We start from the raw sequence: 24678 nt of genomic DNA, 5'->3' as shown, positions 1-24678 counted from the left end.
AGTAGGAAAATGAAAAAGATTTTTATTCCGTACCCTTAACCCTGCTAATGGCAGGGTTATTTACCATTTGTTCTGATAAAATAACATGTAATGAAAGGGTCCAATTTGTTTAAATATTCTAGTTTCTTCTGTTGTTTTTAGTAGAGTGTATGGGTGTAGTGAATCGATTTAATTAAATGCCACTACCGAAGAATTTGGATTGAGGATAAATCAAATTGTAAAATTGTGCGGGAAGCTAGGATTTTATGAATTTGAACGAGAATGTATTAAATTATCAACTGATGATTTAGACATTTTGGCTGTAAATGATTCTCCGAGTATGGACTAAAAATAGCATAAAGCTAAAAAGAAAATAAGGAATGGTCTTGTAGCATAATGATAGTATGTAGACCTAAAAGAGGAGGTTCTTTCTATTTTGAGCAAAAACCAGATTTCGAAAAAATCAATTGTCATAGGTATCTTTTTAATTATTTTGCTAATCTCTGTCATTGCATTAGTATTTAACAAACCTCCAAAAAATAGTGCGCTTAAAGGAACCTATTTAAGCAGTGATCTACCTTTTGCAACAATGGTATTTGATTTAGATGATAATCGTACATTTTATTTCTACAACGAAAGTGAAACGGATAAAGGAACATATGAAAACGTTTCAGAGACTATCTATAAGATAAACAGTGAAAAATTTAATGGACAAGAAATGATGTTTAACGGGAATGACGAAGTAAGAATCGAAATCGATCATGAAACCTATACGTTCAAAAAAGATTCTAATCTACCGACAATAATAAATGAATGAACTGATTTATTTAAAAGGCTGTATTAAAATATGCAAGCCATGAGTGACTAAGAAGAAAAGCAGTAGACCTTAAGGAAAAGCGAGAACCCTCCTTAAGGCAACAAGTCTTTAATGGATTGGATCTGGTCTAGATACAAGAAGGAAAAAAGGGGAATGAGGGCTAAAGCGATCACGAGAAAAAGGATTCTCCACTTTGGTCGATGCCAATTAAGTAGGACGAAACCGACATTCATTGCTAATAGGGAAGAATACATCAAACCTCGTGCTTGTAACGAGTCAATTGAATGTGTAATCAAAGACAACTCTTGCTCGATAAAATTTTCTTTGTCTAAAGAAATGGAATGTGGTTGAAACGCACCTTGTCGTACAAAGAGTTGAGTCTCGGTTGTCTCATAGGTAAACATGCCAGGAAGTAAGTTGAAGATATACATGGCTATTGGTGTGCCTAGAAGGAAAATGGCAGTAATGAAAAGACTGCGTTTATTTCTAATATAGACCCCTCCTTTCGGATAAGAACAATTTAATTTTAACAAATTATCCAATTTTAAACAATAAACTCGAATGATCATCTTCTTTAAATACAAAAAACAACCACCCTTAAATCTCGAAAGGGTGGTTGTTTTATTTGTGTCGTTACAGCAGTTCTTCTGCAATTTGATCAACGACCAAGTTTATAGCAATTGGACCGTAGTAGCCAATCCATAAACCGGTGTTTTTCTCGTAGACGTGATCGTTCTTTACAGCATCTAGCCCTTGCCAAACAGAGGATGCTTGGAAAGACGCTGTTAAGTCTAGGTTTGTGTCGTCTTGCAGTAAGAAGAGATGGTCAGCTTCTAGATCTGGCATGACTTCAAGGGAGATCATCGTACTGGAATCAGAACTTACCGTAGCCATTTCTGGTGGCGTCAGCCCGAGATCGTCATACAAGATTTGTGCTGTTCGGTGGGATGTAGTGTGAAGGCGTATCATATCATCCCTTGGTCGAATGAGACTGACGACTTCATCGCCTACCGATTCTTCCAAATCGGCTTTTAGCTCGTCCACTTTTGTTGTGTAATCGGCTATCACCGTTTCTGCTTTTTCCGTTTGATTTAAGAGTGTTCCAAAGGAAAGGAGTACGGTTTGCCAATCTTCCATTCGATCGAACATGATGGTAGGAGCAATTCGTTCTAATTGATCATAGATGTCTTCATGGGTGTCTGTGGCAATAATGAGATCAGGATCGGTGCTAATGATCGCTTCTAAATTCGGTTCGAGGTAGGTACCTAGCAAAGTCGCATCACTAGGCGCCTCCCCTAGATACTCTGGCAGACCGTTATCGGTTTCAGCGTATACGGTTCCGACAGGGATCTCGTCTAAAGCCATCATTTGGTCTAAAAATTGTACATCTAATACAACCACTCGCTCTGGCTTGTCTTCTACGACAAATTCACCCTTTATATGTTCAATGACTTCGTTATCTGAATGCTCTATGTTTTCTTCTGTGCTCGTTGAACAGGCACTGAGAAGGAGCGTCATGCATACAAGACTTGTTTTTTTCCATGTATCGTTCATACATACCCTGCTTTCAATTGATAGTGAGAATCATAATCAACTATAATGATAGTAAAGCAAGAGAGAAGCGTCCATGGATATTTCCGTTTTAATATGAAAGAAAACGACTTTTATGATTGTGAAAGGGGATTCGATTATGATGGGGAAGGAAATGATCCTTCAATTAACATCGATTACATACGCTCAAAGCCTTCAAGTGATAAGACAAGCACAGGGTCATCATGGCTTCCTAGTGGAAATAACATCGAGTGAGAGGAACATAAGGTTTATCCCTGCGCATTTTGAACAGAATCAGACAATGGAGCTTACAAGCGGCTACTATATTGAATTCCTTGCATTAAAAGAAGAGGATCATGTGTTCAAACCGACTGCATGTCTTTTTCCAAAGGCGACCAAGTCGGAAATGCCTTATCGTTTTGAGCACCTACTCGATGAAATGGTCACACACTTTAAAGAAGGATCAGATATAGGCTATCTTCGAGCAAATGGCTATTTCCAAGAATTAGTGAGTACACTTTTAGATAAACAGCAAGAGATGAACGAATCCATTGAAGCCCGAATCGCACAAAGCAAGCTTTATATCGAAACCCATTATCATCAAGAGCTGACCCGAGAACAACTCGCTGAGAGAACGGGGCTTCAAGTCGACTACTACGCGAGAAAATTTAAGGAGCATGTGAAAATGAGTCCGATGGCGTATGTGAACCACGTTCGATTGCAAGAAGCTAAGAAGCTGTTGCTTGAGAGTCGGTTAAGCGTGCACGCGATTGCAAGGCAGGTTGGGTTTAATGATGAGTTTTATTTTAGCCGCAAATTCAAACGAAAAGAAGGCTATGCCCCTTCTGTTTATAGCCATACGTTTAAACAGACCCAAAGGATTGCTTCTTTGAATCATTTGGTTACGGGACATTTAATTGCCCTTGGCGTAAAACCATACGCGGCCATTATAGATGAATCGTTTCCTGCGCTAGAGCATTTAATGGACACCAAGTCCATAGGGGAGAAAGGTCCGGATTTAGAACGATTACTGGCGATGAAACCAGATTTACTTGTACGGACAGGGAAGACCAATCAATCTCAAACCCAAAAAGAAGCGCTTTTAACCCATATTGCTCCTACCATCGTCCTGAATTATCAAGACGATTGGCGTGCCCATTTGAACACGATTGCGAAAGTCATCGGACGAGAACAAGAGGCAGCTGCCTTTTTAACAGCCTATAGAGAGCAAGTCGAGAACGTGAAAGAACAGATACGCCACCATGTAAGGGATGAGCGGGTTCTAATTATAGGTATTGGTGACGGTACTCAGTGTATTTATGGAAAGCGAAACATCGGCTCCGTCCTGTACGGAGACTTGCACGTAAGGGCTCCGGAAGGCATTGACCAGATTGCGCACATAGAGGAAGTGAGTGTGCAAAGGATAGCGGCATACGAACCAGACCGTATCATCGTTACCGTGTACCGAAAGCATAACCAGCTGCCAAGTAACAAGCAGATTCGAACGCAATTAAGTCGCCTACAAAACAACCCAGTCTGGCAATCGATTCGCGCAGTAAAAGACCATCACGTCCATGAAATCTTTGAAGAAAAGCATTTGTATACGAGCTACAACGCGTATTCACATAAGTTGATGCTGCAAAAATTTGCCCAATTCATTGGCTAAACATATAAAGGTCGGAAATCACCAAAAATGAGACTGGAATGTCTATGTTCTTTTTAATCGTGAGCCGTATACTAGTCGAATAAACTTGATAAAAAGGTGTTGGCTATAAATGGACACGACCCAGCTAGATGAGTACCACACGTTTTTTATAAACAAAGAACAACCGAATGAACAACATAGACGATTATCCTATTTAGTTGAAGAAGCAGGCTGTCGTTCTTTTCTAGAGAGTTACATGGCTAGCTGCGGCGCATTGGATCTAAAGATTGCCGCCTCGCTTTTTCTAAAGCATTATGCCAGAATAGTGGCTGCTTCTACCCTTTATCACTTGGCAAGCGCTGATGCGGTCTTGCGCTTACCACCAGATCAGATGTACATAAGTGAAAACGGACGCCAGTTGTCTATCCCTCATGCAGACGAGTTGTGGCTAGCGATCCCAAACGATAATCGAACAACCATGCGACAAACGTTGCTATCTGAATTATTCGCAGATCATCTCACGCCGTTACTCATGACGATAAAACAAGTCTCTTCTGCGCCCTATAACATACTGTGGGAAAACGTTGCTGTCCGTATCAATTCCATTTATCGCAAAATGCTTTCAAAAGACATAAGCCCCATTGTAAGGCAACGTATCATCGACGATTTTACGTTTTTACAACAAGCAGATGGTGCCTTATTTGCATGCAAGAAGAACCCCATTCACTCCTTTCTCTACTTGCATAACCCTGACGTGGAAGCACCAAAAAGGCGCACTTGTTGCTTTAATTATAAAGTCGGTAAGATGGAATACTGTGAAGCGTGTCCACATCTCAAACTTGTGTAGAAGACTCAAGCAACCTAAAAAAGTATGTAACCATTGCTAAAGACGTTTCGTTCTGCCTCTAGGAAGGTAGCCATCCTATAAGTTGAATAATAGGAGGAGATCGAGATGAATAAGAAATGGTTCGCTATTGTTCCGGCGGTTGCGCTTGTAGCAGCACCACTTCCCATGCAGCACGCATCCGCCTCTGAAAATCAAATGGTACAGGCAACAGATGAGCAAAATGAATATGAAAATGTATTAAACATCGCTCCAGAACACCAGCCGACGCTTACGCAAGGAAGCACAGGTATGTATGGAAATGAAGTTGACTTTGTTCAATTTACGATCAGCCAAGCTGGATTTGAAACCGAGGTTGATGGGGTATTTGGACCAAACACGGAAGAACAAGTCAAGGCTTTTCAAGCCGAACACGGACTGATTGCTGACGGCATTGTTGGCGTCAATACGTGGGTAGCGCTGTTCTCAGAGTATGATGACGCACAATTCCCAGTAGAAACAGCGATTCACTATGCAGAAGATGAACTTCAAAATGATGACCTCATCTTTAGTAGTGACGGTGTCTTAAGAGAAGATTCAGAAGGGAACCACTTCTACTCCCTTAAAGCACAAAGCCAAGACTTAATTGATAGCGGCGGCTCCGGCACAGTCGGATTTTACAACGTCTATAAAAATGGCGATGTCGTCGAAGCCGATCCACAATCGTAAAGAACAATAAATGGAGAACCCTTGACCAATGTGTCAGGGGTTTTTAATTGTTTTCAGGCTATCATAAAAAATCTTTTAAAAAACTATAAACATCTTAAAAATCCGTTCGATATATAGAGTAGCAACACCGCAAGACAATCTCCAAACGGATGTGGAGATCAAAAAAACATAAGGATGTGTTGAATAATGATTATCAACAACAATTTGAGCGCAATGAACGCTCACCGTCAACTTGGCGTAAACCAAGGAATGGCAGCAAAAGCACAAGAAAAATTATCTTCAGGTCTTCGCATTAACCGTGCAGGCGATGACGCAGCAGGTCTAGCAATCTCTGAAAAAATGCGCGCGCAAGTTCGTGGTTTAGATCAAGCGAGCCGTAACGCTCAAGATGGTATCTCTATGATCCAAACAGCTGAAGGTGCTTTAAACGAAACACACTCAATCCTTCAACGTATGCGTGAGTTAGCAGTACAATCTGCCAATGACACTGCTACTGATGAAGATCGTGCAGAAATTCAAAAAGAAGTAGATGCACTTGCTGAAGAAATTACACGTATCTCTAACGATACAGAGTTCAATAATAAGAAACTTTTGACTGGTGATTTCGAAGGTACATTCCACATCGGTGCTAATGCAGGTCAAAATATCTCTCTTTCTATCGGAGCTTTTGATGCAGAAACTCTTGGTGTAGGTACAAATGCTGTTATTGATGAAGCCGATGCTGACAATAATGTAGCTGCAAGTGGTATTGACGTTTCTTCTCAAACGGCTGCTGATGAAGCGATCACAGCAATTCAAACAGCTCTTGATACTGTATCATCAGAACGTTCTAAACTTGGTGCGAACCAAAACCGTTTAGAGCACACAATTAATAACCTTGATAACGCTTCTGAAAATCTTTCAGCTGCAGAATCTCGTATCCGTGACGTTGATATGGCGAAAGAAATCATGGAATTCACGAAGCAAAACATTCTTTCTCAAGCGTCTCAATCGATGCTTGCTCAAGCAAACCAACAACCACAACAAGTACTTCAGTTACTTGGATAATAATGTGGTAGCTCCTTCTTATGAAGGGGCTTTTTTTATGTGTTTTTTCAAATGGATGATTCTCATAAGATAGAAATACGATTATTACATTGTTTAAAAGTAGCAAGGTAAACAAAACTATGAACACTATGTGAATTAGTTTGTGAAGTTATTCACAAATTCATGAAAGCGTGTATACTAAGAGTATAAAGAGAATGTGAAAAAATTCACAAAGGAGGAAAAACCATGTTACAGTTCTTGCAATCATCTAAATTAGCTCAAGTAGCACTAACGGTTTTACGTATAGCTTTAGGGTGGATGTGGTTTAGCTCAGGTATCGGAAAAGTGATGGGAGGAGAATTTAACGCAGGTGGATTTTTACAAGCAGCCGCAGCCAATCCGGTTTTAAAAGGAGGTACGGAAGAAGTAGCCTACCCGTTGTACGTAGCTTTTCTTGAAAACGTAGCGATCCCTTATGCAGACTTGTTTAGTTTTATGGTTATGTGGGGTGAGGTGTTCGTAGGAATCGCTTTGATCATTGGTCTTTTCACGAAAACGGCTGGATTTTTCGGAGGGGTCATGAATACATCTTTCTTGCTGGCTGGAACTGTATCAACGAATCCACTTATGCTTCTGATGACCATTCCGTTATTAGTAAGCAAGCATAACGCTGGGCGTTTGGGCGTCGATCGTTTTACACCAGCTATTGAAGAAAAGGTAAAGAATAAAAAACGACCGTTAAAAACGATAGAGAAACCAGCATAGTCGGTAGCGGCACCATATCTATTAGAACCTACTATGTAAGGGGGAACGTGAATGAATGTTTATGAGCATATTCTTCAACAGATTTATGGAAAGCCCCAACTGCTTATTGACGAAAAGAGACTTTTCTTAAATGCCATTTATGAACGTGTTGTTATCGCGATAACAACAGAACAATTAAACAGTGGAAAGGTCTACAAAGCAGTGCTTGAAGAAATGGAAAAGGACAACGATTTACGTCTCTGGATTAATGGCTCTGAGCCTTACAACCAGTACGCCTTCTATGTTCAGATCGCAATAAAATTAGGTGTACCCTTCACCGTTGTTCATAGTAAGAGAGCCTCACCTTTCGGGTTAGTTCTAGCAACAGTATCTGTGCCGTCTAATGTGAACAATCCGTTTATAGAAGATCATCATTTTCATTTCGATGCAGAGGACGTTTTAGAAGCTAGTTAATTAGGCAAGATTGGTTGTACGTTAATATGGTCGTTTTAAAGATTGAGAGCAACAAATTAGATATAATACAACACCTCGCCACCGTTACTCTAGTGGCGAGTTTTTTTAAGTAAATGTCTACTTTGCTATTTTCCCAATTGAAAGATTCATAGAAGTAGGATACGGTTAACGAAAGCGCTTTCGTTAAGTGGGAACGTATATGTAAGCGCTTTTATAAAAATTGAATAAAGGAGGCATTAGTATGAAACGAAAGTGGTTCTTATTCTTTATGGTGGCTTTATTGTTCATTCCTACAACAACGAGTAACAATACGGAAGCTTCAACTTTATTTAATACACTCTATTTAGTAGAACAAGACGGGGAGCGCTCATTGTCGAGTGTGCAAGGGACTGGGTTAAAAGCAGATACGATCCGTGCATCTGGGGAGGGGAATGTGTATTTAATCGAACAGATAAGTGGATCGTATGATGGAAGCGGTACAGCTGTTGCAGATTTATTCTTAAATGGGACAGCAGTCGGTATCGGGATCGATGCACGTGTTTCCTATGACTTTGATGGAGATGGGCAGTGGGACCGAGTAGAGGAAACGGATTTAATAGCGACAGATGGGGTTTTAGAAGAAGGCTCTTATGAACAATTTACAAGAGAATTGGTTCATGTGGAGGGAGATGCTTACAAAGCATTTGAAAACGGTAAGATTCAGGTTGAAGTGTCGATGAGATTTGGGAATGGCGATGCAGAGATCAAAGTAAATGCACCAGAACTCGCTTCAAATCTGCAGTTGCCGTATACACTTGAACAAAAAAGCGATGAATCCCCTAGCACAGGCGAGAATCTTGTGCGGAATGGCGATTTTTCCGAGGGAACGGCGCATTGGGATACGTGGGATGGTGAAGGTGGACAGTCAACGTTTTCAGTTGAGAATGGAGCAGGGAACATGCACATTCACCAAATCGCTGGTATGCACCCTGATTGGAACATTCCGATTAGCTGGTCGAATCAATTGTTTCAAGAAGGAATTTCTCTTGCTGGAGGAAGTGTCTATGAATTACGTTTTGATGTGTCATCCACAATGGAACGACCGATTGAAATTGAGCTTAATGGGCTTTCCAACAATCCGAAACATGCCTTTGATGTCACAACCGACACCGATACGAAACGAATTGAATTTTCATTGTTTCAGGAAAGCGACCTACAGCTTATGTTTTTATTGGGGAATGTTCGAAATGGTGAAAACCATACAGAAAACCGTCCTCATACGATTACGATAGACAATGTATCCATAAACAGAATTGGTGGGATTGGCGATAACGAACCAGATCGAGAATGGGAACTCGTCTGGAATGATGAGTTTGAAGGTACGGAATTAGATCGCTCCAAGTGGAACATCGATACAGGTAACGGGTTTTATTCAGGAGGAGAGTATTTCCCGGGATGGGGGAATAACGAATCACAATCCTATCAAGAAGAAAATGTGGAAATAAGAGATGGGCACCTTGTTCTTCGTGCCGAAGAAGAAACCGTTACAGATGAGCACGGTACGTATGACTTCACGTCAGGTAAAGTTCAAACGAATGGCTTATTCAGTCAAGCATACGGAAAGTTTGAAGCAAGAATGAAGTTGCCAGAAGGCCAAGGGTACTGGCCTGCTTTTTGGATGATGCCTGAAGAAGATATTTACGGAGGATGGGCGTTATCAGGGGAAATTGATATTATGGAAAATCGCGGCTCTGAAACCGATGAAGTTGGCGCAGCGATTCATTACGGTGGTCAGTGGCCAAACAATCAATATTCAGGAGGAGCTTATCGTTTTCCAGAGGGTCAATCCACAACGGATTTCAACGTGTATAGCGTAGAGTGGGAGCCAGGAGAGCTTCGCTGGTATGTAAACGGAAATTTGTATACACGATTAACCGAATGGCATTCTGATAAAGGCGAGTATCCAGCACCGTTTGATCAAGAATTCTTTCTTATTTTAAATTTAGCTGTTGGTGGCTGGTACGGTGGTGAACCAGACGCAACTACTGAATTTCCGGGTGAAGTCGTTGTAGATTATGTTCGCGTGTATGAAGAAGTAGGCGCGAACTATCCGCAGCCAGGAGAACCAGACGATCGGGAATGGGTTGAAATAGGAGAAAACCTAGTGCGAGATGGTGCCTTTACAGAAACAACAGAGCTTGGTACGCCTGACCAATTGTCGGATACGTGGAACATCCACAACCAAGGCTGGTATGAAGGCTGGGCGGGGTTAGCCGATTTCGCCATTGAACAAGAAACCTTGCGAACAACGGTTCATCAGGTCGGATGGGAATGGTGGCACATTCAGCTGTTTCAAAATCTAGAAGTGCCAGAAGGTGTGTACAAACTAGCCTTTGATATGCGTTCCGATACCCCACGCTTTCTAAATACCGAATTAGTCGGCAGTCAATCAGGGATAAAGCGACACTCCATTGGAACGGAAATGGAAACCCATGAAGCGATCATTGAAGTAGACGAAAATGGGGATTACAGCCTTATGTTTGGCTTTGGACGACGAGCCGGAGATGCACAACTAGCAGTTCCTTATGGAATGGAATTGGACAATGTCCGCTTAGTAGAAGTAGAAGAAGTGAAGTAAGAATAAAGGAAAACCGCTGCGGCGCAGTGGTTTTTCTTTATTAAAGATAAACAAGTGGTCTATAAGACGAAATACGATTCACGTTTCCTATTGTCATTAGAACACATCGTCCACTCGAATCGGTTTATCAATCGGATTTCCATTCGCATCAAACGGTGCTTTAACCATGAAGGTCACTTGTTTAACATCGGCAGCTTGAACGGTTTTTAATGGAAAGTACATACGTTTTTCAAGCGGACTCTCAGTGATGATTTGCCATTCAATACCGTTGCTAATATGTAAGTCAACTTCTTCTAAAATCTCTTCACCATTCACTTCTAATGTGAAATGATCTGTATTGAAAAAGAGTTCCTCATCAACTTCTTCAGCAAACACCTCATAGTCAACATAGATGTATGAACCTTCAGCGGAGTCTAGACCGTCAACAATAAAAGAAATGTGCCATTCGGCATCTATCACTCGTATCTCGTTCAAAGAGAGATCAATTGGACCTGTTTTATAGTAACCCAGTTCAGTAGCTTCTTTCCAGACTTGATAGGTGGCTTGTTCTGTCTCTTCGGTGCGAAGTGGAGCAGTATCGCCTGCTTGATTACACGAGGACAGAAATAAAAGAATGAAAGGAATAGAAAAATATCTCAATGTTGTACCTCCTAACTCTATCTCCACCTTTACTTTATCAATTATCAAACCGAGCGTACATGAATAGACCTTACTAAGAGGCGAGTGAAGTGGTGAAAATCAAAAGGAGTAGTTTTGATTTAGATAAGATTTTCGACACTGAGAACCTTTCATCTACTAGATAGGTTCTTTTCATTTTGTAATAGAGAAATCGAGTATTCGTACTTTGCGCTCACCTTCTGGCTTTCCAAAGCACATCTCCCCGTATCATGTAGATCAAGGCGTATACTAGGTTTAGTGAACTCGAAAAGCTGTGCAAGAAAGGGTAAACGCTATAAGTAAGGGCAGAAAGCCGTCATAAGTTCTGTGCATGTCGTTCTTTTTGGCTACGTTCCGTTTACTCTTTAAACAGTGTTGGGTAAACTAAAAAAGAGTTACTGAAAAAATGTTTAGAGTGGGGTCTACTATGGATAAAGCACTATTTAACATCGCTCCTGAAACGTTTGAGCGCTTGAGCTCAACGGAACGTTATTTGTTAACGTACATACACGATCATCTAGATGAGATTGCAACCATGTCGATTGTTACATTAAGTGAGCGTGCAACAGTTTCAACAGCAACCATTGTCCGTTTAATGAAAAAGATGGGCTACCGGGGATATACTCCTTTCAAATATAGATTGGAACAAGATAAGAAAATGGTTGATACAGAGGGGAACTTGAGTGGTATTGATCATTCCATAAAAAAAGCGTTACAGAAAAATGAAGAAGAAGTCCGTCGAACGATACAATTGCAAAGCATTGGACAAATTGAAGACGTTGTCCAGAAAATGTTTAATGCAGAAAAAATTTATATCTTCGCCAGAGGATTTTCTCAAATGATTGCACAGGAAATGATGGTAAAGCTACAAGTATTAGGAAAGACATGTGAAATGCATGATGATCCTAACATCATACGAATTAAATCTCGGAAGATGAATCATCAAACCGATTTAGTCATTTTCGTTTCCTTAAATGGAGAAACGGAAGAACTTGTTGAGGCTTGTCAAAACTTAAGGATCTTACAAGTCACAACCATTACGTTAACAACAAAAGTGAATTCTTCGTTAAACAAGTTGTCCGATATGACCTTACTTGGCTATAAGAGTGAGGGTTCCCCAATACCTGAATATGAAGTCCGTTCCAGGCTGTCTCTTAACGTCATTGCTAGAGTATTACTAGATGCTTATGTGATACGTAGGGAAGATGCCGCCCATAAATAAAACATATAAAAACCACGCCTCTCCATCTTTTAACGAGAAGCGTGGTTTTTGTTATGCGCTACTTGTTTTCATAAGTTGAAAACATTTACAAAATAGCTCGTGCCATAATAAGGACAAGAAAGAAAACCAAGAAAAGTTGGTGAGACAAATGATTTATACGTGCACGATGAACGCCGCAATCGATCTTTACGTAGAGCTAGATACGCTGAAGCCAGGACGAGTGAATCGAACGGTCGATGAAGACTACCAGCCAAATGGAAAAGGCGTCAATGTCTCGATTATATTAAAAAAGTATAAGATCGATAGTGTAGCGATGGGATTTGTTGCTGGATTTACCGGGCGCTTTATTGAGCAATCCTTACATGAAATGGATGTAAAGACCGATTTTGTTCAAGTGGATGGCATTACGCGAGTCAACGTGTTTATGAATGCAGATAAAGAGTACAAGCTAGTAAATCAAGGGCCTTCAGTAACAGCTGAAAAACAACAGGAATTGCTTGATAAAGTAGCGCAATTTCATGCAGGAGATACATTCATTGTCTCAGGTAGCCTACCTAGAAATGTAAGCGAATCAATTTTAGCGGAGATGGCAAAGATCTGTGAAACAAACGGAATTGACTTTGTTTTAGATACAAGTATCCGCTCGCTTCAGGCTATTTTACACCACAAGCCTTACCTTCTTAAACCGAACGAAGAAGAGCTCGCTGATTTCTTTGGTCTTGAGCACGAATTAACCGAAGAAGAGTGTATCCATTACGGAAAAGAATTACTCACTCAAGGCGCTAGGAACATTCTCATTTCTCGTGGAGAGAAGGGTAGCATTTTTATAAATGATGATACATGTATCCTTGCCACTTCTCCTAAAGGGGACGTACTTAATACAGCATGTGCGGGCGACGCGCTACTTGGAACATTTATAGGACTGTATAAGAATGGAACCCCTCTAGAGGAAGCCTTAATGAGGGCTACAGCTACAGGGGCATCAACGGCATTTTCTAAGGGATTAAGTGATCTGCAGGATGTTCCGCAACTTTTGAATCAAGTTGAAGTAACTAGGAGGGAATACGTATGAGTCAAGTTAAAATCATTGCTGTTACAGGTTGTCCAACGGGCATTGCGCATACATTTATGGCAGCGGCAGCACTAAAAAAAGCGGCCGAGAAAATGGATGTAGACATTGAAATCAAAGTTGAGACCCACGGTCAGGCTGGAATTGAGAACGCTTTAACTGAGCAGGACATACAAGAAGCAAAAGGCGTGATTGTAGCCGCTGACAAGGATGTGAACGCCGATCGGTTTCATGGAAAACCTGTTGTTGATGTTCCAGTGGCTAAAGCGTTACGTGGAGCAGAGGCGCTTATTCAACAAATTCTTACGGATGAAGCTCCCATCTATAAAGCAAAAAGTGGCTACACAAACCAAGAAGGAACAGAAAAGCCTACAACTAAAAAAGGCGGCTCTATTGGGCGCTCTATCTATAAGTCATTAATGAATGGCGTATCTCACATGCTTCCATTTGTCGTAGGTGGTGGGGTACTGATTGCCTTATCTTTCTTATTTGGGATTTATTCGGCCGATCCAGACCATGAAACCTATAATGCCTTTGCTGGCTTTTTAAACAACTTAGGCGGACTTAGTTTTAGCTTAATGGTTCCGATCCTGGCTGCGTTCATTGCCGAATCGATTGGAAAACGCTCAGGTATGGTTGTTGGTTTTATAGGAGGACTATTGGCCGTTGAAACTGGCGCTGGTTTTCTTGGTGGTATTATAGCTGGTTTTGCCGCTGGTTATCTCATTGTTCTTCTACAATTCGTCATGAAGAAATTTCCTAAGTCTTTAGACGGGTTGAAAATGATCTTCTTATTTCCAGTACTCGGTATTTTCCTAATCGGAGCAGTGATGTTCCCGCTTATGACACCGATTGCCTCCATAAATGAAGGAATGATGACCTTCTTGTCTTCTGTCCAGACTTCGAGCCCGCTGTTGTTAGGATTAATAGTAGGCGCCATGTGTGCATTTGACATGGGTGGACCGGTAAACAAAGCGGCTTATGTAACAGGAACATTGTTGTTATCACAAGGAAATCTCTACTTTATGGCAGGGGTATCTGCGGCTTGTATTGCACCACCGCTCATTACCGCTTTTGCTGTTTTGTTTTACCGTAAGTATTTCACGAAAGAAGAACGTAACGCTGGAATGGTCAACTTTATACTAGGTTCAACTCATATTACGGAAGGCGCTATTCCTTTTGCGGCGAAAAACCCGATTGTTGTATTACCAATCCTTATGTTCGGATCGTCTATCGCTGCCATTATGACGTATTACTTTAGCGTCCAAGTGCCAGCACCACATGGCGGGTTTCTCGTCTTGCCAGTTGTAACAGGAGCATTAAAATGGGTCTTTTCTATCTTAACTGGCTCCATTCTAGCCGGCATTCTATTTGGCTTATACCGCAAGAAGATTGCTGGAGGGAAACCAATCGAAGACTAAACACCTAAAGGAGTGAAAGACATGATAACGGAAAATCAAATTCATTTGCATGCAACAGCCAAAACACAAGAAGAGGTCTTCTCTACAATTGCTGAGATTGCTGTCCAAAATGGGATAGCAACAGACGCAGAAAGAGTGATGGCGGGTTTAAAAGAGCGAGAGGCACAGAGCACAACGGGATTCCTAGACGGATTTGCCATTCCTCACACGCAAGCTGAAACCATTACCCAACCGGGCATCATCGTTGTTCGAACGGAGCAAGGGATTGATTGGGACTCGTTTGATGATCAACCCGCCTTTTTCTTTATTTCGTTGCTTATTCCAAAAGAAGAAGCTGGCTCTACTCACTTGCAAGCGTTGGCTGCCTTATCATCAGCCCTGATGGACGACGAGAAAAGAGATGGTTTTCTTCAGGCACAGACTGCACGTGAACTTTCAGAGAAAATTAATTTAGCTATTACAGGAGATGACAACTAATGGGATTACAATCAACGACACCAATGCTAGAGAAAGCGAAAGCGAATAAACACGGCATTGTCGCATTCAACGTCCATTCATTTGATAGCATCTTTTGGGTGTTAGAAGCGGCAGCGGCATTAAAATCACCGGTCATTCTCCAAACAACAGTGGGAACGGTTCAATCTTTAAAAGCGGACAACCTTGTGCGAGTGGCAAAAGCAGCAGCTGAGCATTTTAATGTTCCAACTGGTCTGCACCTGGATCATTGCACAGATTATAACGTCATAAAAGAAGCCATTCGCGCCGGTTATACCTCTGTAATGATTGATGCGTCGATGCATCCATTTGACGAGAATGTTGCTCGTACTAAAGAAGTCGTCGCGTTGGCAAAAACATTAGGTGTTAACATTGAAGCAGAGCTCGGCAAAGTCGGTGGCGTAGAAGATGACATCGTTGTGGCTGAAGAAGATGCGCAGAAAGCCATTCCCGAAGAGTGTAAACGATTCGTTGAACAAACAGGAGTACCTACTCTAGCACCAGCTATTGGAACAGCTCATGGCATATACAAAGGGAAACCAGAAATTGATTTCGAACGAATTGAACAAATTGCTTCAATCGTCGATGTTCCGCTCGTACTACATGGGGGATCAGCCGTACCAGAGGAAGATGTACGCCGATGTGTCGAACTCGGAATGGCCAAAGTGAATGTTTCGACTGAATTAAAGAACGCTTATTCAGAAGCCATCCGTCAGCACTTTGAAGATGCACCAGAAAGCTTAGATCCTAGAGCTTACTTACAAAAAGCAAAAGAAGCTGCAATCGAGATGGCGAAATCAAAAATTCGTATGGTCGGAAGTGAGAATACCGTCGTACCAGCATTCGTATAAGGTAAACAGCCTCTAACAGAAATTGTTTGTGGTGTGGAAGAGGCTGGGACATAACTAAAAGTAGTATTTGAAAAGACGAATAGTCTAAAATATGCTGAGTAGCACCGCTACAGGAGAATCCTTCGCTTTCCGGGGACACGGCCTCAGCCTCCTCCTTGGAAAACCGCCACTCCAGAGTCTTCAGACACGTGCTGATCCCCCAGGAGTCTTCAGATTCTCCTTCCGCTCATTTTCATATAAAACAAACGACGAACGTTCCTATTTTCAGGAATGTTCGTCATTTTGGTCTGTCTATCTACTTTTGTCCCAGCCTCGTTTTTTGTGTTTGTTTCTCTTCTTGCTCTTCAAGAGCTACTATTTACCGTATGCTAAATGATAGCTAAGCTCTTATTCTGGTGCAGGGGCAAAACCAAGGGTATGTAAATGAGCCTTATTAAAAAACAAATGAAAAATGCTGAGTACATCTGCTCTTAATCTGTAGATTTTTCTTTTATCTACTATCTAATGAGTAATTCTCTTCCTATCCTTAATCATTAAATCTGTTATAAACCCCATTAACAAACCAAAAGTGAAAGCACTAAAATGTCCTACAATAGAGATATTTGGAATCGTAAAAGTTGAAAATAAACCAATTACACTAAAGATTGTCATGAACCTTCTGTCATCTTGATTCAATTTGTTTTGATTAAAAATAATATAATACATATAAATTCCTATTAAACCATAGCCAATTCCTGAAGACCCTGCTAAAGGAAAATCTCTAGAGTGAAACAGTTCAATGGTAATGCCGGTTAACAAGGATAAAAAAACAAGGATTATTAGATATAGAAAACTACCAAAATATTTCTCTAATGGTCTTGATAGAATCATTAAAAACGGTATATTAACAATCAGATGAAAAAGACTCATATGCCCAATTGAGTAAGTGATGAATCTCCAAAATTCTTTATTTTCGAGCGTATTCCCATTCAATGCCCCCATAAGCAATAATGAATGCTCCCTATAACCATTAAGAAAAAACAGAACTATTAGAGAAAAGAAGACACACAAGCATATATAGATCACTGTTATTGGATAACTACTCACAAACTGCTTTACGTTCTTTTCAAAATAAAACATAAAATTCACCCCTTTATATTACTCTGCTAAATTAATCACATCAGCATTATGTATTATTCCTTAAACACTTGCAAAATCCCCCTTAGTTAATAGGACAGCTAAGGGGGGAAGAATGAAAGTCCTATAATACGCACAATTAAAGTACACTTACTTACATATTGAATATATGTAATATATAGTTTGCATTATGCAATGTATATGTTACAATTAACTAGTAATTGGAAAGGGTGATTTTTTATTGATAAATAAGGTTAAGCTTGCACGACTCGAAAAATCCCTAACCCAAAGCGAACTAGCAGAGTTAACTAATGTTACAAGGCAAACTATTGGTTTAATTGAAAAAGGGCAATATAATCCATCTTTAAAGCTTTGTTTAGATATTGCCCAAGTCTTGAATAAGACTTTGGATGATTTGTTTTGGGAGGTGGGAAGTTGATTAAAACGTGGATTCGTTTTTTGTTACCTAGTGATGAGTATAAAGAACAAAAAATTGTCTACTACATGGCAGAAAGCTTTGTTTTGTTATTCTTATCGAGTATTGTGTTATTAGCTTTAAGTCGTTTCACTCAGCTAGACATGACTATATCTACATTTGCCCTTATTGGTGTTGGTTCGATTTATATTACAGTAAGATATTCCTTATCAGGAATTGAATACACAAATTTGTCTAGCAAAAAGGAATTTAAGAAAGAAAGAAAGACGACGTTAGTACAATCATTGATATTCGGTGGGATTTTCACTGTATTGTCTTCTATTTTCATTAATCTACCAACAAATTCTACCGATTGGTTAAGTATGGTAGCACAGTTCTTACTAGTATCCTTCCTAATGTACTTACTTACTTTCTTGTCTTTAGTAAGGTCTTACAAGAAAAATAAAGACCTTTTGGATGATGAATAATTAACTTCAATGTATACCAGCAACCAGCAAACAACAGTTTTTTAATGAATAAGGCGCACTTAGAGTTTTTGAAAGCTACAGTTAGCATATTTTTCTTTTTTGCCTACTCGTTATAACAAGGCCACGACCATTAAACATAATCTCTTTGCGAGTATTTTCACGACCGAACAAAGCCCCTTCATCATATTCCTTATTAAATAACCTTAGCGGTAGTAAGGGATGGAGGGAATCGATTTGGAAAGAAGGGATAGACCATTTTCGATTTATTAAACCACTTTCCGAGGGAGGCTACTTATTAATCTATACTCGTAATAATACCTATCCAATTGCAACTCAAAAACGAGGACTTGGAAGTCGTCTATGAAATTGCGGTTGAATGAGTGATAACCGAGTGTCTTTTCCTCGTAGACTATGAAATATAACCAAATCCTTTCGACTAAAAATGACACTAATAGACAAAAACAGATATGCAAAAAACTTACTGGTTCAACCATTTTCCCAACCTGGAAAATCTTAAATTTCAATTAATTTCCTGTATACTATTTGAAAGAGATTGAAATTGAAGAAATGAGGATTGGATATGAAGACATATGCCGTCGAAAGGGTAGGACAACAAATTGTAGAATGGTATAGCTGCATTATGACAAAGGATATAAAACAAGCAAAATTATTAAAACCAAAAGTCGATGTAATGGTTGCAAATATGAAACCGGACGACAAAATGTTAGCCTACTATCAATTGGTTTCGATGCAGTATGATCTGTTAATGTTAAAGGTATCTCCAGATGAAGCGAAAGCGAATTTAGATGTAACCATTTTAGAAGGCATAGCAAACCAAGCCAATGACTACTTGAAATTTATGTATTACTATGTTTGGGGAAGAAATGAGTTTTATCAAAAGCGATATAAGTCAGCTATACGTACGTACAAAATTGCTGAAAGACTTATTGAAAAAGTAGATGATCCTGTGGAAAAAGCAGAATTTTATCAGAAGCTCGGAATTAGTTATTATCATATTGATCAGTATACGTTCGCATTCTCTTATCTTGAACAAGCGTTAGAGTTCTTTGAAAAAGATCCTACCTATATTGTTAACGTTTTTACTTGTAAGCATATTTTATCAGGAATTTATAGCGAACTTCATCAGCACGAAAAGGCAGAATCAATTTACAATGAGTTACTAATTGCTACAGAATCGTATCCATATAACTATGCTATAACGAAATACAATATTGGTGTAAATAGCATTGCACTTGAGAAATATGAAAAAGCTATTAAACACTTTACCGAAGCCTTAGATATTAAAGAATTTCAAGATTCAGCTATTTATTTAAAAGCGAAATATCATGTTATAAATTTACAATTAAGGTTGGGAAATAAGCCAGAGGGGCTTGAACAATTAGAGGAAGAGGTACATAATAAAGATGCAAAAGGTATAAAAGCAAAGCTTATGATCTGTCGTGGCCTTTACTTAGAAGACGATATTTCCCTTGTCAATCGAGGAGTAGAAATTCTGGAAGCCAACGAGGACTTTGTTGAATGTCGTGAGTTGTGCAGGGAAATTTCTAAACATTTTGAAAAGGTTGCTGATTCGGCAAAGGCTCTGTATTTCTTAGAGTACGCAAAAGAAATGAATAGTAAAATTATATTAGGAGTTGATCAATCATGAAGAAAAAAACTTCCATGCTAGCTGCGATGCTTATTATGGTTTCATTTACGTTTACATCAGGGGACACTGAAGCTTCGGATTTAAGTCAAGAAAACGGATATAAAGGAATTGTAGATCAATTTTTAACAACATCAAAGCATGAAAATGGTTATGATTGACTCCCGATGCAATTAGAATAAGATTAAAATTATATTAGGAGTTGATCAGTCATGAAGAAAGTATGTACCATGACCGCAGCTTTACTTATCGTAAGTTCTCTTTATCTTGTATCCAATTCTTTCGATGCTTCATCCCAAAAACAAGATACTGACTATAGCGTAATAGAGCTTAACTCACCACCCAAAAATGAAACAGGTAATTGAGATAAGCAATACGTTTCATTTAATTTGAACAACCAAAGAATCAGCTGGTTGTTTTTTTTTATTGATAGGTGGAGGAAAGACACGATTAAATCTTATTACATGAAAGAGGATCAGTGTTTTTATGTATGAGACAATGCCGACCACATAAAAGGTAATAAGGGTATTCCTTTAAAAAAAGACTAGAAAGAGCCTAAACTCTTCTAGTCTTCTTTATTATTCTGCTCTGACTTCAATGGTTCTCTCATTAACAATCTCATCACCATCAAACTCTTGAAGATTCAAATCAAAATCATACATATTCTCTAAAATATCATCTGGTGGCACTTCTTCAAGGTTAACAGAGAAAGTAAACTCTTGGTCTCCGGGAATTGTATTTGGGATTTCGGCATGAATAGATGCACTCTCATGTTCAAAGTATTCATTTACTCCATCATCAAAAAACGATAGTTCGTAGGCAACATCAATCTCCTGATTGTTCTCGTTCTCAAGAGTAATTGCAAAAGTAGGCATCGGATTAAATACAAACTGGGAATGAACAAACTGAACATCATTCAAATCAGTCCCTGAAGAGCATCCGGCTAATAAGAAAAAAGAAGATAGTGTGTAAAGAGATAATTTTTTCAAATGTAGACCCCCCATTTATAAATTTTTTATAAATTATTAATAGTCTGTATTTATAAATTTATCATATATGGTTATAATCAGTTAATCTACTAAGCATTTCGTTTTTAGTTAGAGTGGAATTTCAGTGAACCCATAAAAAGTCATCAGAGTCTATCAAAATGGTTTTTGGGAGTGGTCCGTATAATATTTTGCGAAGATACTAAAAATATTCGGCAATTTCCTCTTAATCACACAAAACCAATAATTTTTCGACACCAAGTCTAAAGCTTTGTGTAAGAAAAATAAAGAGGAATTAGAATTTAAATTGAAATTCGACAAAAACAGAAGGAGTATGACATGAATTCAAAAAATCGTTTTCTATTATCGTTTTCTATTTCAATAATTATTTTTATTGGTACCTTTTTTATACTAGGTTTAGAGCAAGCTTTTTATTACTCACTTGGCTTTTTCCTTGTATACTTCTTTGTTTATCCATGGCTTTTACAAATAAAGGATGATAGTGAAAACTCTAGTTCACGTTAGAATATATACAGAGAAGGATGTTACTCAAAGCGCAGGTTTATCGTTGACCTGTGTTTCTTGACCATACTTCAGAAACGGTATTATGAAAAAAGTATAAGGTAGGCATAATCGTAAACATTATCAACTGAAACAAAAATATCTCATAAAGACTTTTTTCTACATAAGGAGTGAAACGGTTGAAACAAAAACGACTTTGGGTGTCCTTAGCTATTGTGCTAGCACTGATTCTCGCTGCTTTCTTTCTATTTCCGCAAGATGATAAAGCCATGGTAAGGTACACCGAATACATTCAAGAGAAAAGGCATGAGCCTTTGCGCACGTACCATCAAGACCCTGTTGTCGGTCTCTTTCTAACTGAGGATGGTAACCACGCAGGTATTGCGATGGTGACAGAGGATCACATTGGCGAAGTAACAAACCTCATTCATCAAAGCGACCCCAAGTTTCTAAGTGTAAAAGGGGCGGAAGAAACGTATATTGGCATTCTTTTGCCTAGCGCTCTTGTTGAGGGTAACAGCATTCATTCTGTTTCTATTAAAGATACAGAGAGTGGAGAGCTTCCAATTGATGAGGAACAAGGCGTCTTCTTTTCCTTTGGGTTTCTAGAAGCGGATGTTTCTAGTCCTATCCAATTGCAATTCAAAAACAAGGACTTGGAAGTTGTCTACGAGTTTGAGGTTGAATGAGTGACAGAGTGTGTTTTCCTCATAAACTATAAAGTATGAATAATTCTTCTAGTAAACCATCTCCGAGTTTAATCGACAAAAATTCTCCCTCCAAATTTTTCACATTGAAGGGAGCATAACTTGAGGTTTTTCTTTTACTTATTACTTCTTGAACAATTATTAAGTGTGCGCCTAGTTTATTCGGGGCACTAACCCTTCATTCAATGATCTTTTATAGATAGAAAGGTTTAATACTCTAGAAGAAAAAGAATATCTAAACCAGTAAAGCAATAAATATTGCAGTCACTTTGCTTCTCGATCTACTGAGATAGTTTCTAGAAATAAAATAACTTATAACCAATGATATAAAAATAGGTGAAATAAAGTAGCCAGCTAAAAAAGAATGATCCCAGAAGGTAAAGCCTGTTAATTCAGTTCCAATGAGCAATAAATAAAGGCTATAGAGCATTCCAACCATAAGTGATAATAAGAGAGCCGCTAGTAAATAAGCCATTAATTTAAAAGAAACGTTAAATACTAATTGATACAAGTAGCACTACCTCCAACCTGTTTAATTAGTAATAACTAAGCTTAAAGCTTTATTGAGGTATATCAGGAATTATATTTGAGTATAAGGCTCTCCATTATTAATGCAACCGCGACTTTTTAATTGTATTACGTCAATTTAATAATATCTACCAATTCCGTAACCAAAGCTTAACAATAAAAGGTTTATTTTGGAGGGAACTTTTCTAGCCTTCCCTATAAAACTATGATAAATTATGAGTAGAGCTCTCAAACTTGTAGAAATCAGCATGATATTGTCAAAAAAGTGGGTTTTGAACCACTTTTTGTTTGTTTTGAGAGTTTTAACAATTATGGTCATGTCTTCAATACCTTTATCAATGAAGGCACTCGGCTATGCTAAGGGTTTGCACCTTAGGCGCTGGTCGCCGATGGCATGGTGTGAGGAGAGGTTCAATGCCTCTGGTCAATAAGACCAATAAAAGTTAAAAAAACGGTTAGAAAAGCGCTTACATTTATAATGTGGGGATTTTTCTAACTGTTTTTTATTGTTGTGTTAGAGGTAATAGGGGGAATTGTGTTGATGAAAATAAAAAAAGCAATAATACCAGCAGCTGGTTTAGGAACTCGATTCTTACCAGCAACAAAGGCCATGCCGAAAGAAATGCTTCCGATTGTGGACAAGCCAACGATTCAATACATTATTGAAGAAGCGGTACAGTCTGGAATTGAAGACATTATCATTGTAACGGGAAAAGGCAAGCGAGCGATTGAAGACCACTTTGATCACTCATTTGAATTGGAACAAAACCTCTTTAACAAAGGCAAGCTCGATATGCTTGAGAAGGTCGAAGCGTCATCCAAGATTGATATCCATTACATAAGACAGAAGGAACCAAAAGGATTAGGTCATGCTGTATGGTGCGCAAGAAAGTTTATTGGGAACGAACCATTTGCCGTACTTCTTGGCGATGATATTGTGCAAGCCGATACACCTTGTTTAAAACAATTAATGAATCAATACGAAGAAACCGAACGATCGGTTATTGGCGTACAAACGGTCTCAGATGATGCGACACACCGCTACGGAATAATTGATCCAACATCACAAAATGGACGCCTTTACGGAGTATCACAATTTGTTGAAAAACCAAAACCAGGTACAGCACCTTCAAATTTAGCAATTATGGGACGTTACGTGTTAACCCCAGAAATCTTTGCGTTATTAGAGCAGCAAGAAACAGGAGCAGGCGGAGAGATTCAACTGACGGATGCCATTCAAGCATTAAACAAGCTTCAACAAGTATATGCGTATGACTTTGAAGGAAGCCGCTACGATGTCGGTGATAAGCTAGGATTCGTGCTAACGCAAATTGAGTTTGCGATGCAGAATGAAGAATTAAGAGAAGAGTTAGTAACAAAATTAAATCAATACGTAAATGAATACCAAGCATCAATAAAATAAAAGGAGTGTCTAAATGGAGGCAGCACGCAAAAAAAAAATACCTGTTGAAAAAGGTCAACTAAAAGAAGAACTTCATATTAATGGTTCTCGTTTTTATCTTGTTAGTAAGCGTTTTATAGATATAATTGCGTCTTTATTAGGGATTATCATTCTATCACCTCTATTCTTATTTATAGCCCTTTTAATAAAAAAAGAAGACCCTAAAGGCTCAGTCTTTTTTAAACAAGTTAGAGTAGGTAAAGATGGAAAAGAATTTTATATGTATAAATTTAGGTCTATGGTAAGTAATGCCGAAGAATTACTTAATGACCTACTAAAGAATAATGAAGTAAGTGGGCACATGTTTAAAATGAAGGATGATCCTAGGGTAACAAAAATCGGTAAATTCATTAGAAAGACGAGCATTGATGAACTGCCTCAATTGCTAAATGTGTTAAAAGGAGATATGAGTTTGGTGGGTCCTAGACCTCCTTTAACTCGAGAAGTTGCTGAATACAGCAACTATCATAAGCAACGATTATCTGTCAAACCAGGTTGTACCGGAGTGTGGCAAGTTAGTGCAAGAAACAATGTAGGTTTTGAAGAGATGGTTGAGATGGATATTAGATATATGAAAGAGAGAAATACATACTTTGATTTAATAATTATATTTCGTACAGTCCTCGTACTAATTAAACCTAATGGAGCTTATTGAAAAAGGAGAACTG

Annotated in this window: 26 protein-coding genes; 20 read left to right on the top strand and 6 right to left on the bottom strand. The window is 39.0% G+C overall.

The window, feature by feature from the left end; all coding sequences use genetic code 11:
* Window positions 1-415: 415 nt before the first annotated feature.
* On the top strand, window positions 416-796 hold the full coding sequence (locus tag PQ477_RS05540; protein ID WP_274273133.1) for a hypothetical protein: 381 nt from the start codon (window positions 416-418) through the stop codon (window positions 794-796).
* A 92-nt stretch (window positions 797-888) separates the two neighbouring features.
* Here the strand turns inward: PQ477_RS05540 and PQ477_RS05535 are convergent, their stop codons facing one another.
* Window positions 889-1380, bottom strand: a complete 492-nt coding sequence (locus PQ477_RS05535) for a hypothetical protein (RefSeq protein WP_274273132.1) — start codon at window positions 1378-1380, stop codon at window positions 889-891.
* Between the two features lie 49 nt (window positions 1381-1429).
* Window positions 1430-2350 carry an ABC transporter substrate-binding protein gene (locus tag PQ477_RS05530; protein ID WP_274273131.1) on the bottom strand — a complete coding sequence of 307 codons (921 nt, stop codon included), beginning with the start codon at window positions 2348-2350 and terminating at the stop codon, window positions 1430-1432.
* Window positions 2351-2486: 136 nt separating this feature from the next.
* Between PQ477_RS05530 and PQ477_RS05525 the strand changes: the two genes are divergently transcribed.
* From PQ477_RS05525 to PQ477_RS05495, 7 genes are all read left to right on the top strand, one after another.
* A complete protein-coding gene (locus PQ477_RS05525; RefSeq protein WP_274273130.1) occupies window positions 2487-4013 on the top strand; it encodes an AraC family transcriptional regulator in 1527 nt (508 codons plus the stop codon).
* Between the two features lie 109 nt (window positions 4014-4122).
* Window positions 4123-4839, top strand: a complete 717-nt coding sequence (locus tag PQ477_RS05520) for an IucA/IucC family C-terminal-domain containing protein (RefSeq protein ID WP_274273129.1) — start codon at window positions 4123-4125, stop codon at window positions 4837-4839.
* Between the two features lie 105 nt (window positions 4840-4944).
* Window positions 4945-5544 carry a peptidoglycan-binding domain-containing protein gene (locus tag PQ477_RS05515; RefSeq protein WP_274273128.1) on the top strand — a complete coding sequence of 200 codons (600 nt, stop codon included), beginning with the start codon at window positions 4945-4947 and terminating at the stop codon, window positions 5542-5544.
* 186 nt (window positions 5545-5730) lie between these two features.
* Window positions 5731-6591 (top strand): flagellin Hag, encoded by an 861-nt coding sequence (gene hag, locus PQ477_RS05510; protein ID WP_274273127.1) that lies wholly within the window; start codon window positions 5731-5733, stop codon window positions 6589-6591.
* A gap of 225 nt (window positions 6592-6816) precedes the next feature.
* Entirely contained in the window at window positions 6817-7335 is a 519-nt protein-coding gene (locus PQ477_RS05505; protein WP_134259875.1) for a DoxX family protein, read from the top strand.
* A gap of 51 nt (window positions 7336-7386) precedes the next feature.
* Window positions 7387-7788 carry a DUF1694 domain-containing protein gene (locus tag PQ477_RS05500; protein ID WP_274273126.1) on the top strand — a complete coding sequence of 134 codons (402 nt, stop codon included), beginning with the start codon at window positions 7387-7389 and terminating at the stop codon, window positions 7786-7788.
* Window positions 7789-8029: 241 nt separating this feature from the next.
* Entirely contained in the window at window positions 8030-10405 is a 2376-nt protein-coding gene (locus PQ477_RS05495; protein WP_274273125.1) for a family 16 glycosylhydrolase, read from the top strand.
* Between the two features lie 96 nt (window positions 10406-10501).
* Here PQ477_RS05495 and PQ477_RS05490 read toward each other — a convergent pair whose 3' ends face one another.
* On the bottom strand, window positions 10502-11044 hold the full coding sequence (locus tag PQ477_RS05490; protein ID WP_274273124.1) for a hypothetical protein: 543 nt from the start codon (window positions 11042-11044) through the stop codon (window positions 10502-10504).
* 445 nt (window positions 11045-11489) lie between these two features.
* Between PQ477_RS05490 and PQ477_RS05485 the strand changes: the two genes are divergently transcribed.
* The 5 genes from PQ477_RS05485 (at window position 11490) to PQ477_RS05465 (ending at window position 16120) form a co-directional block, all read left to right on the top strand.
* Entirely contained in the window at window positions 11490-12284 is a 795-nt protein-coding gene (locus PQ477_RS05485; RefSeq protein ID WP_035393604.1) for a MurR/RpiR family transcriptional regulator, read from the top strand.
* 148 nt (window positions 12285-12432) lie between these two features.
* Window positions 12433-13356 (top strand): 1-phosphofructokinase, encoded by a 924-nt coding sequence (gene pfkB / locus PQ477_RS05480; RefSeq protein ID WP_274273123.1) that lies wholly within the window; start codon window positions 12433-12435, stop codon window positions 13354-13356.
* The gene (locus PQ477_RS05475) at window positions 13353-14774 is read left to right on the top strand and encodes a PTS fructose transporter subunit IIC (protein WP_274273122.1); all 1422 of its coding nucleotides are present in this window, start codon (window positions 13353-13355) and stop codon (window positions 14772-14774) included. The genes pfkB and PQ477_RS05475 overlap by 4 nt, the downstream gene beginning before the upstream one ends.
* Window positions 14775-14795: 21 nt before the next feature.
* Entirely contained in the window at window positions 14796-15251 is a 456-nt protein-coding gene (locus PQ477_RS05470) for a PTS sugar transporter subunit IIA (protein ID WP_274273121.1), read from the top strand.
* Window positions 15251-16120 (top strand): class II fructose-bisphosphate aldolase, encoded by an 870-nt coding sequence (locus tag PQ477_RS05465; protein WP_060704568.1) that lies wholly within the window; start codon window positions 15251-15253, stop codon window positions 16118-16120. Before PQ477_RS05470 ends, PQ477_RS05465 begins: the two co-directional genes overlap by 1 nt.
* Before the next feature lie 501 nt (window positions 16121-16621).
* On the opposite strand, the gene PQ477_RS05460 is transcribed toward PQ477_RS05465, so the two are convergent.
* Window positions 16622-17239 carry a rhomboid family intramembrane serine protease gene (locus tag PQ477_RS05460; protein ID WP_274273120.1) on the bottom strand — a complete coding sequence of 206 codons (618 nt, stop codon included), beginning with the start codon at window positions 17237-17239 and terminating at the stop codon, window positions 16622-16624.
* Window positions 17240-17477: 238 nt separating this feature from the next.
* Here PQ477_RS05460 and PQ477_RS05455 point away from each other — a divergent pair, with 238 nt between their 5' ends.
* The 4 genes from PQ477_RS05455 to PQ477_RS05440 all read left to right on the top strand — a co-directional run bounded on the left by PQ477_RS05455 (window position 17478) and on the right by PQ477_RS05440 (window position 19966).
* Window positions 17478-17675: a helix-turn-helix transcriptional regulator gene (locus PQ477_RS05455; protein ID WP_095150905.1), complete on the top strand. Its 198-nt coding sequence runs from the start codon at window positions 17478-17480 to the stop codon at window positions 17673-17675.
* Window positions 17672-18139, top strand: a complete 468-nt coding sequence (locus PQ477_RS05450; protein WP_274273119.1) for a DUF3278 domain-containing protein — start codon at window positions 17672-17674, stop codon at window positions 18137-18139. Before PQ477_RS05455 ends, PQ477_RS05450 begins: the two co-directional genes overlap by 4 nt.
* A gap of 580 nt (window positions 18140-18719) precedes the next feature.
* A complete protein-coding gene (locus PQ477_RS05445) occupies window positions 18720-19808 on the top strand; it encodes a Rap family tetratricopeptide repeat protein (RefSeq protein WP_274273118.1) in 1089 nt (362 codons plus the stop codon).
* Complete coding sequence (locus tag PQ477_RS05440) at window positions 19805-19966, top strand: hypothetical protein (RefSeq protein ID WP_176463690.1); 162 nt, start codon at window positions 19805-19807, stop codon at window positions 19964-19966. Before PQ477_RS05445 ends, PQ477_RS05440 begins: the two co-directional genes overlap by 4 nt.
* Before the next feature lie 417 nt (window positions 19967-20383).
* Here the strand turns inward: PQ477_RS05440 and PQ477_RS05435 are convergent, their stop codons facing one another.
* Window positions 20384-20794: a hypothetical protein gene (locus tag PQ477_RS05435; RefSeq protein ID WP_274273117.1), complete on the bottom strand. Its 411-nt coding sequence runs from the start codon at window positions 20792-20794 to the stop codon at window positions 20384-20386.
* A 698-nt stretch (window positions 20795-21492) separates the two neighbouring features.
* On the opposite strand from PQ477_RS05435, the gene PQ477_RS05430 reads away from it, so the two are divergent.
* The gene (locus PQ477_RS05430; RefSeq protein WP_274273116.1) at window positions 21493-22002 is read left to right on the top strand and encodes a hypothetical protein; all 510 of its coding nucleotides are present in this window, start codon (window positions 21493-21495) and stop codon (window positions 22000-22002) included.
* Window positions 22003-22255: 253 nt separating this feature from the next.
* On the opposite strand, the gene PQ477_RS05425 is transcribed toward PQ477_RS05430, so the two are convergent.
* A complete protein-coding gene (locus PQ477_RS05425; RefSeq protein ID WP_274273115.1) occupies window positions 22256-22531 on the bottom strand; it encodes a hypothetical protein in 276 nt (91 codons plus the stop codon).
* A 555-nt stretch (window positions 22532-23086) separates the two neighbouring features.
* On the opposite strand from PQ477_RS05425, the gene galU reads away from it, so the two are divergent.
* On the top strand, window positions 23087-23971 hold the full coding sequence (gene galU / locus PQ477_RS05420) for a UTP--glucose-1-phosphate uridylyltransferase GalU (RefSeq protein WP_274273114.1): 885 nt from the start codon (window positions 23087-23089) through the stop codon (window positions 23969-23971).
* Window positions 23972-23984: 13 nt separating this feature from the next.
* Window positions 23985-24665, top strand: a complete 681-nt coding sequence (locus PQ477_RS05415) for a sugar transferase (RefSeq protein ID WP_274273113.1) — start codon at window positions 23985-23987, stop codon at window positions 24663-24665.
* Window positions 24666-24678 lie beyond the last annotated feature (13 nt).

It is taken from the genome of Shouchella hunanensis, from assembly GCF_028735875.1.
GTDB classification, from domain to species: Bacteria; Bacillota; Bacilli; order Bacillales; family Bacillaceae_D; genus Shouchella; species Shouchella hunanensis.
Note: the sequence above shows the minus strand (reverse complement) of the source record. Positions and strands in the feature narration are given on the sequence as shown.

Excerpts from the sequence above, each read along its gene's own strand:
- PQ477_RS05445 (WP_274273118.1), top strand. The coding sequence starts at position 18,720 with ATGAAGACATATGCCGTCGAAAGGGTAGGACAACAAATTGTAGAATGG.
- PQ477_RS05515 (WP_274273128.1), top strand. The coding sequence starts at position 4,945 with ATGAATAAGAAATGGTTCGCTATTGTTCCGGCGGTTGCGCTTGTAGCA.
- PQ477_RS05525 (WP_274273130.1), top strand. The coding sequence starts at position 2,487 with ATGATGGGGAAGGAAATGATCCTTCAATTAACATCGATTACATACGCT.
- PQ477_RS05460 (WP_274273120.1), bottom strand. The coding sequence starts at position 17,239 with ATGTTTTATTTTGAAAAGAACGTAAAGCAGTTTGTGAGTAGTTATCCA.
- PQ477_RS05470 (WP_274273121.1), top strand. The coding sequence starts at position 14,796 with ATGATAACGGAAAATCAAATTCATTTGCATGCAACAGCCAAAACACAA.
- PQ477_RS05530 (WP_274273131.1), bottom strand. The coding sequence starts at position 2,350 with ATGAACGATACATGGAAAAAAACAAGTCTTGTATGCATGACGCTCCTT.
- PQ477_RS05520 (WP_274273129.1), top strand. The coding sequence starts at position 4,123 with ATGGACACGACCCAGCTAGATGAGTACCACACGTTTTTTATAAACAAA.
- PQ477_RS05440 (WP_176463690.1), top strand. The coding sequence starts at position 19,805 with ATGAAGAAAAAAACTTCCATGCTAGCTGCGATGCTTATTATGGTTTCA.
- PQ477_RS05500 (WP_274273126.1), top strand. The coding sequence starts at position 7,387 with ATGAATGTTTATGAGCATATTCTTCAACAGATTTATGGAAAGCCCCAA.
- pfkB (WP_274273123.1), top strand. The coding sequence starts at position 12,433 with ATGATTTATACGTGCACGATGAACGCCGCAATCGATCTTTACGTAGAG.
- PQ477_RS05465 (WP_060704568.1), top strand. The coding sequence starts at position 15,251 with ATGGGATTACAATCAACGACACCAATGCTAGAGAAAGCGAAAGCGAAT.
- hag (WP_274273127.1), top strand. The coding sequence starts at position 5,731 with ATGATTATCAACAACAATTTGAGCGCAATGAACGCTCACCGTCAACTT.
- PQ477_RS05415 (WP_274273113.1), top strand. The coding sequence starts at position 23,985 with ATGGAGGCAGCACGCAAAAAAAAAATACCTGTTGAAAAAGGTCAACTA.
- PQ477_RS05475 (WP_274273122.1), top strand. The coding sequence starts at position 13,353 with ATGAGTCAAGTTAAAATCATTGCTGTTACAGGTTGTCCAACGGGCATT.
- PQ477_RS05495 (WP_274273125.1), top strand. The coding sequence starts at position 8,030 with ATGAAACGAAAGTGGTTCTTATTCTTTATGGTGGCTTTATTGTTCATT.
- PQ477_RS05505 (WP_134259875.1), top strand. The coding sequence starts at position 6,817 with ATGTTACAGTTCTTGCAATCATCTAAATTAGCTCAAGTAGCACTAACG.
- PQ477_RS05485 (WP_035393604.1), top strand. The coding sequence starts at position 11,490 with ATGGATAAAGCACTATTTAACATCGCTCCTGAAACGTTTGAGCGCTTG.